General features: G+C 62.2%; 7 protein-coding genes. 3 read left to right on the top strand and 4 right to left on the bottom strand.

The genetic code is table 11. The features are described 5' to 3' along the window. On the bottom strand, nt 1–1435 hold a 1435-nt coding region (locus tag ABWY06_RS10310; RefSeq protein ID WP_502948180.1), incomplete at its 3' end, for an aconitate B. A 338-nt stretch (nt 1436–1773) separates the two neighbouring features. Here ABWY06_RS10310 and ABWY06_RS10305 point away from each other — a divergent pair. After that, nucleotides 1774–2250: a DUF1289 domain-containing protein gene (locus ABWY06_RS10305; protein ID WP_353925479.1), complete on the top strand. Its 477-nt coding sequence runs from the start codon at nt 1774–1776 to the stop codon at nt 2248–2250. A gap of 60 nt (nt 2251–2310) precedes the next feature. On the opposite strand, the gene uspL is transcribed toward ABWY06_RS10305, so the two are convergent. Continuing rightward, nucleotides 2311–3174 carry a universal stress protein UspL gene (gene uspL / locus ABWY06_RS10300; RefSeq protein ID WP_353925478.1) on the bottom strand — a complete coding sequence of 288 codons (864 nt, stop codon included), beginning with the start codon at nt 3172–3174 and terminating at the stop codon, nt 2311–2313. Between the two features lie 240 nt (nt 3175–3414). Between uspL and ABWY06_RS10295 the strand changes: the two genes are divergently transcribed. Continuing rightward, nucleotides 3415–4014 (top strand): MiaE family protein, encoded by a 600-nt coding sequence (locus tag ABWY06_RS10295; protein WP_353925477.1) that lies wholly within the window; start codon nt 3415–3417, stop codon nt 4012–4014. 43 nt (nt 4015–4057) lie between these two features. Here ABWY06_RS10295 and ABWY06_RS10290 read toward each other — a convergent pair whose 3' ends face one another. Beyond that, a complete protein-coding gene (locus ABWY06_RS10290) occupies nt 4058–4276 on the bottom strand; it encodes a hypothetical protein (RefSeq protein WP_353925476.1) in 219 nt (72 codons plus the stop codon). 412 nt (nt 4277–4688) lie between these two features. Here ABWY06_RS10290 and galU point away from each other — a divergent pair, with 412 nt between their 5' ends. Further along, nucleotides 4689–5528: a UTP--glucose-1-phosphate uridylyltransferase GalU gene (gene galU / locus ABWY06_RS10285; protein WP_353925475.1), complete on the top strand. Its 840-nt coding sequence runs from the start codon at nt 4689–4691 to the stop codon at nt 5526–5528. 64 nt (nt 5529–5592) lie between these two features. Here galU and ABWY06_RS10280 read toward each other — a convergent pair whose 3' ends face one another. Next, the gene (locus tag ABWY06_RS10280; RefSeq protein ID WP_353925474.1) at nt 5593–6015 is read right to left on the bottom strand and encodes a VOC family protein; all 423 of its coding nucleotides are present in this window, start codon (nt 6013–6015) and stop codon (nt 5593–5595) included. Nucleotides 6016–6101: the final 86 nt, after the last annotated feature.

Genomic DNA, 6101 nt, shown 5'->3' with positions numbered 1-6101 from the left:
TGATGCCGTCGCCCGGACGCAGGGACACACCGCCACGGGTCATGATGAAGTCGGGCAGGGTGTGGTGTGTAGTGACGTCGATCGGCTTCGGGTAGGCCGCGGTGTGGCAGAACGACTGCATCACCAGGTCGGTGGAGAAGCCCAGGCACGCCAGGTCCTTCAGTTCATCACGGGTCATGGGACCGGTGGTGTCCTGGGAGCCGACGGTGGTCATCTTCGGCTCGCAGTAGGTGCCCGGACGAACACCGGCCACGCCGCAAGCCTTGCCGACCATTTTCTGCGCCAGGGTGAAACCCTTGCTGCTTTGCGCCGGTGCGTCCGGCAGTTTGAACAGGGTCGAAGGCGGCAGACCCAGTTCGGCACGGGCCTTCTCGGTCAGGCCACGGCCGATGATCAGTGGGATACGGCCACCTGCACGGACTTCGTCGAGCAACACCGGGGTCTTCATTTCGAAGGTGGTGAGCACTTCGTCGCTGTTGTGCTTGGTGACTTTGCCCGCATGCGGATACAGGTCGATCACGTCGCCCATGTGCATGTTGGAAACATCGAATTCGATCGGCAGGGCGCCGGCGTCTTCCATGGTGTTGTAGAAAATCGGGGCGATCTTGCTGCCGAAGCAGAAACCGCCTGCGCGCTTGTTCGGCACATAAGGCACGTCGTCGCCGAAGAACCACAGCACCGAGTTGGTGGCCGACTTGCGCGACGAACCGGTACCGACCACGTCACCGACGTAGGCGATCGGGAAGCCATCGCCACGCATCTGCTCGATCTGTTTCATCGGGCCGATGGCGCCTTGCTCGTCCGGCACGATACCGTCACGGGCCATTTTCAGCATGGCCAGGGCGTGCAACGGGATATCCGGGCGCGACCAGGCGTCAGGCGCGGGGGAGAGGTCGTCGGTGTTGGTTTCGCCGGTGACCTTGAACACGCGCAGGCTGATCTTGTCGGCCAGGGTCGGACGGTTCTGGAACCACTCGCCATCGGCCCAGGATTGCAGCACGGCCTTGGCGTGCAGGTTGCCGTTCTTGGCTTTCTCCGCGACGTCATGGAAGGCATCGAACATCAGCAGGGTGTGCTTGAGTTCCTTGGCGGCGACCGGCGCCAGCTCGGCGCTGTCCAGCAGGTCCACCAGGGTGACGATGTTGTAGCCGCCCTGCATGGTGCCGAGCAGTTCCACGGCGCGTTTCTTGTCGAGCAGCGGCGAGCTGACTTCACCCTTGGCCAGGGCCGAGAGGAATGCGGCCTTGACGTAGGCGGCTTCGTCCACGCCCGGCGGCACACGGTTGGTGATCAGGTCGAGCAGGACCTGCTCTTCGCCAGCGGGAGGGTTCTTCAGCAGTTCAACCAGGCCTGCGGTTTGTTCGGCGTTCAGCGGCTGGGGGACGATGCCCTGAGCGGCACGCTCTTCAACATGTTTGCGATAGGCTTCAAGCACAGTTATTACCCTCATCAGTGGTCCCACGGATAGAGCCGGGACACGCATCCGGAAGCTGTTTTCAAAGTTTTACGCCTGCAGGACGAGGGGGCGGCAAAGGTTGGCGAGGGCATCCGAGGGGGTCGAATACGGCTGGCCAACCTCCGGCCTGCGGGGTTAACTGTGCTCGTGACGCTTTGAAAACAGCTTCTGTTCGGACATTGACGCCTAAAAAGGCTCGCTGATTCTACAGGAAAGCACCCGGGAAGTTAAGCCGCCTCGGCGGCTTGGTACGGGTGATTCTGCGCGTTCAACAGGCTACTATGCGCCCTTGTTCGGTCCACTGCGCCCTTTACACCATGCCCAATCAGCGCATCAAGACCCCTTGCGTCGGCCTGTGCTCGACGGTCTACGGCGACCTGGTCTGCCGCGGCTGCAAACGTTTCCACCATGAAGTGATCGCCTGGAACCGCTATGACGAGGCGGAGAAGCAGGCGGTCTGGCGGCGCCTGGAAGTGCTCCTGGTACAGGTGATGGCGTCCAAGCTGGAAGTCTTCGATCCGTTGCGCCTGCGCCAGCAACTGGAGCAACGCACCATCCGTTATGTGGTCGAGCAATCGCCCTATTGCTGGGCGTACCAGCTGATCGCCCGCGGCGCGCGCGTGATCGGCCAACTCAACGCCTACGGCATAGTGCTGCTGCCGGAGTTCCGCGACTGGCCGCTGCCGCAGTTGCGCGACGCCATCGATCGCGAGTTCTTTTTGCTGTCCGAGGCCCATTACGAGCGCTATATCGCACCGCGTTTTCTGCAGCACGGGCTCGATACGCGGGTCTGAACCCAGGTGCCGCCCATAAAAAAGACCGCCGAGGCGGTCTTTTTTGTGCCGCTGCCGTCCTTAACGGCGGGCCACCAGCTCTTCGAGGTGAGCGATGATCTCGTCCGGCTTCAGCACCAGCACGTCGCTTTCCAGGGTGTCGAGCACCACTTCGGCGGTGTTGCCGATCAGCACACCCGACAGGCCGGTGCGCGCCACGGTGCCGATGACGGTCACCGCGACCGCCAACTTGCGCGCGACAAAGGGAATCAGCACATCGGCAGGGCCTTCTTCGATATGCAGGCGGCTGTCGCTGACGTCATATTCGGCCTGGAAGGCCTTGCACTGCTCGCGGTAACGCGCCTCGATGGTTTCCTTGAGCTGAAACGCCGGGTCGGCCGCCGACAGCATGGGCGAGGGGTGCGCGCTGATCACGTGCAATTCGCCCTTGGCCAGGGCCGCGATGTCGTAGCCGTGGCTGACGATGCTCGAATGCAGGGTGCGGTGCTCGCCGTCATTGTTGCCGACGTCGACGGCCGCCAGGATGATGCCGCCGGTCCAGGGTTTGTCAGTCTTGACCATCAGCACCGGGCCTGGGCAATAGCGTAGCAATTTCCAGTCATCCGGGGTGAGCAAGGCTTTTTTCAGCGGGTTTTCCGGTACATGCTGCTTGATCACCAGGCCGCAGCCTTCGGCTTGCTGTACCGTGACTATGGTCTGGTAGAGGTTCTCGTGCCAGGCCTGCTGGCCGGAAACGCTGTAGCCTTCCACCTCCAGTGCCGCGCTGAGGCTGGCGAGCAGGGCGCTGTGGTCATGCTTGCGTTCGCAAACCAGCAGGTGCAGATGGGATTGGGTCACCCCGGCGATCAGTTTGGCGCGCTTGAGCGCGAGGCCGTCCTCTTGATGAGGGTCCACGACCACCAGAATGCTGCGAATGGCTTGCATCGTTATCTCCCTGCTCATAATCCTGGCTCACTATACGGGGTGCCCTGCGGGGGCGGACATGACCTGGGTCAACGGCGTGGCTGGCCCTCTGACGTATCCCTCGTATAATGGCCCGTCCCAGCCCTGCCTGCCAGCCCTGCCACCGCCTTGTGAGCCTATGCCGTCGCGATCCGAATTGCTTTGTCCCTGCCTGCCATCCATGCCCGTGGCCCGCTGCCGTCCGAACGCCGGGGGTGACAGGTGCTGACTGAAGTCCACCAGTTCCTCGGCTGCCGCACGCCAACCGCTTGGGTTGAGGTCGCCTTGCAGCAGCAAGAGGTGATGTTGCTCGATCATAAGAATTGCGAATTCAAGGCGGCGTCCACCGCGTTGTCGATGATCGCCAAATACGCCACCCACACCGACCTGATCGGCACCATGTCGAAACTGGCGCGTGAAGAGCTGCGTCATCACGAGCAGGTGTTGAGCCTGCTGAAAAGGCGTGGCATTGCCCTACGGCCCTTGTCGGCGGCCCGTTATGCCTCAGGACTGCGCAAGGCCGTGCGCACCCACGAGCCGGTGAAGCTGGTGGACACCCTGGTGGTTGGCGCCTTTATCGAGGCGCGCTCGTGCGAGCGCTTCGAAGCCCTGGTGCCGCATCTGGATGCGGAGCTGGGGAAGTTCTATTTTGGCCTGCTGAAAAGCGAAGCCCGCCATTTTCAGGGCTACCTGAAACTGGCCTACCAATATGGCGAGGCCGCTGACGTGCAGAGCACGATCGAGCGGGTGCGCGCGCTGGAGCAGGAGCTGATCGAGAGCCCGGATGGCGAGTTCCGCTTTCACAGCGGCGTGCCGGCCTGACCGCGGCCGTTCGACTACCGACGCGGTCAGGGCCATGCTGGGTTCAGCCGCGCGCTTGACGGCGGCCAATACGCCCTTTGCCGGGCTCCAGCAGGGCGATCACATCGCCCAGACTGCGGTTGTACTGCTGAAGAAGCCCCTGAAATTTTTCCTTGAACGCCAACTCCTGCTGCATGGCCGGGTTGCCTTTGAGCTTTTCCAGCCGGTCTAGCTTGATCTGCAGCATGCGTTCGATTTCACGGTATTCGGTCAGCTTGGACATTGATGATTCCTGTGTCTGGAGGTAGGTGCGCGAGTTGCGCAGGGGGTCGGCCTTTCAAGCTGGCACCATGGTGCCTTGTATAGAAGGGGCTGCCTATCTGACTGGCCATGTGCCCAAGCGTTCCTCGGTGGCGTACGTTATTCGTAGTGGCACTTAGGTTATGTGCACTGGGTCACGGCAATAAGGGGGCGGGGCTTGATCGCGCAGCGGCGTGCTGGCCACAGGCGACGCGGGCAAGGGAAAGGGAAAGGGAAAGGGAAAGGGCAGTGCGCTTATCTGCGCAACCCAACGCAACTCTGGGCGCCAGGCTTTGTCTATCCTGGCACTGCCTGGCCCGTGCAGGGCCATTGTAAGGCCAGTGCGTCCTGATAGACTGCACGGCGTTTTTTCAGCCTTTCTACCAAGGAATCCCATGATCAAAAAATGCTTGTTCCCGGCGGCCGGTTACGGCACCCGCTTCCTGCCCGCAACCAAAGCCATGCCCAAGGAAATGCTGCCGGTGGTGAACAAGCCACTGATCCAGTACGGCGTGGAAGAGGCCCTCGAGGCGGGCCTTTCGCAGATCGCGATGGTCACCGGTCGCGGCAAGCGCGCGTTGGAAGACCACTTCGACATCAGCTACGAGCTCGAGCACCAGATCCGCGACACCGACAAGGAAAAATACCTGGTCGGTATCCGTCGCCTGATCAACGAATGCAGCTTTTCCTATACCCGTCAGGTGGAAATGAAAGGCCTGGGCCATGCCATCCTCAGCGGCCGCCCCTTGATTGGCGATGAACCCTTTGCCGTGGTACTGGCCGATGACCTGTGCTTCAACATCGACGGCGATGGCGTGCTGACCCAGATGGTCAAGCTGTACAACCAGTTCCGCTGCTCGATCGTGGCGGTTCAGGAAGTGCCCATGGAAGAAATCCACAAGTACGGGGTGATTTCCGGCGAAATGATTCGCGATGACATCTATCGGGTCAACAGCATGGTCGAGAAGCCCAAGCCCGAAGATGCCCCCTCGAACCTGGCGATCATCGGTCGTTACATCCTGACCCCGGATATCTTCAAGCTGATCGAACAAACCGAGCCGGGCAAGGGCGGTGAAATCCAGATCACCGACGCCCTGATGAAGCAGGCCCAGGACGGTTGCGTGCTGGCCTACAAATTCAAGGGCAAGCGCTTCGACTGCGGCGGCGCGGAAGGTTATATCGACGCCACCAACTTCTGTTTCGAGAATTTTTACAAGACGGGCAAGGCTTACTGAGTCCGTTCGTTTACCCGGCCTCGGCCGCGTAGTGTCAACGCCACCTTCGGGTGGCGTTGGTGTTTCAGGGGGTAGCCAGCGACTCGGCGCCGGGACCCAGTGGCTGGCCGTAGCTGAACTCCACATAGTGCCCGGCGGGGTCGCGCACCCCGCAGTAATACCCCACCGGAAAAGGTTCGTCCCGCGGCGCCCAGACCAGGCAACCGTCGGCACGGGCCTGGGCGGCGATGGCATCCACCGCCGCGCGGCTAGGCAGGGCAAATCCCAGGTGGCTGTAGTCGTCCTCGGCCAGGTGGCGCGGCTGGCCTCCGGGCATGATGACGAATACCAGGTCCCGCTCCTTGCCCGCTTCGGCCATCCAGACGATGCGCGAACCCTTGGCGGCGCGCTGGTGGATCACCTGCATGGCGCAGTAGCGGCCATAGAAGGCCATGCAGGCATCCAGGTCGGGGACATGCAGGGCCAGGTGAGTGAGGCGGGGTGGCATCGTCGGCTGCTCCGGCGGCGAAGGCGGCAAGGGGTTGAGGCTAGCCGACCGGGCGGGCGGCTTCAATCGAGGCGGGTCAGGGCCCG

Origin of the sequence: Pseudomonas sp., assembly GCF_040514055.1 — a bacterium.
In the GTDB taxonomy this organism is placed as follows: Bacteria; Pseudomonadota; Gammaproteobacteria; order Pseudomonadales; family Pseudomonadaceae; genus Aquipseudomonas.
Note: the sequence above shows the minus strand (reverse complement) of the source record. Positions and strands in the feature narration are given on the sequence as shown.

Coding starts and splice junctions, on each gene's coding strand:
- ABWY06_RS10305 (WP_353925479.1), top strand. CDS start 1,774: ATGCCCAATCAGCGCATCAAGACCCCTTGCGTCGGCCTGTGCTCGACG.
- uspL (WP_353925478.1), bottom strand. CDS start 3,174: ATGCAAGCCATTCGCAGCATTCTGGTGGTCGTGGACCCTCATCAAGAG.
- ABWY06_RS10290 (WP_353925476.1), bottom strand. CDS start 4,276: ATGTCCAAGCTGACCGAATACCGTGAAATCGAACGCATGCTGCAGATC.
- galU (WP_353925475.1), top strand. CDS start 4,689: ATGATCAAAAAATGCTTGTTCCCGGCGGCCGGTTACGGCACCCGCTTC.
- ABWY06_RS10280 (WP_353925474.1), bottom strand. CDS start 6,015: ATGCCACCCCGCCTCACTCACCTGGCCCTGCATGTCCCCGACCTGGAT.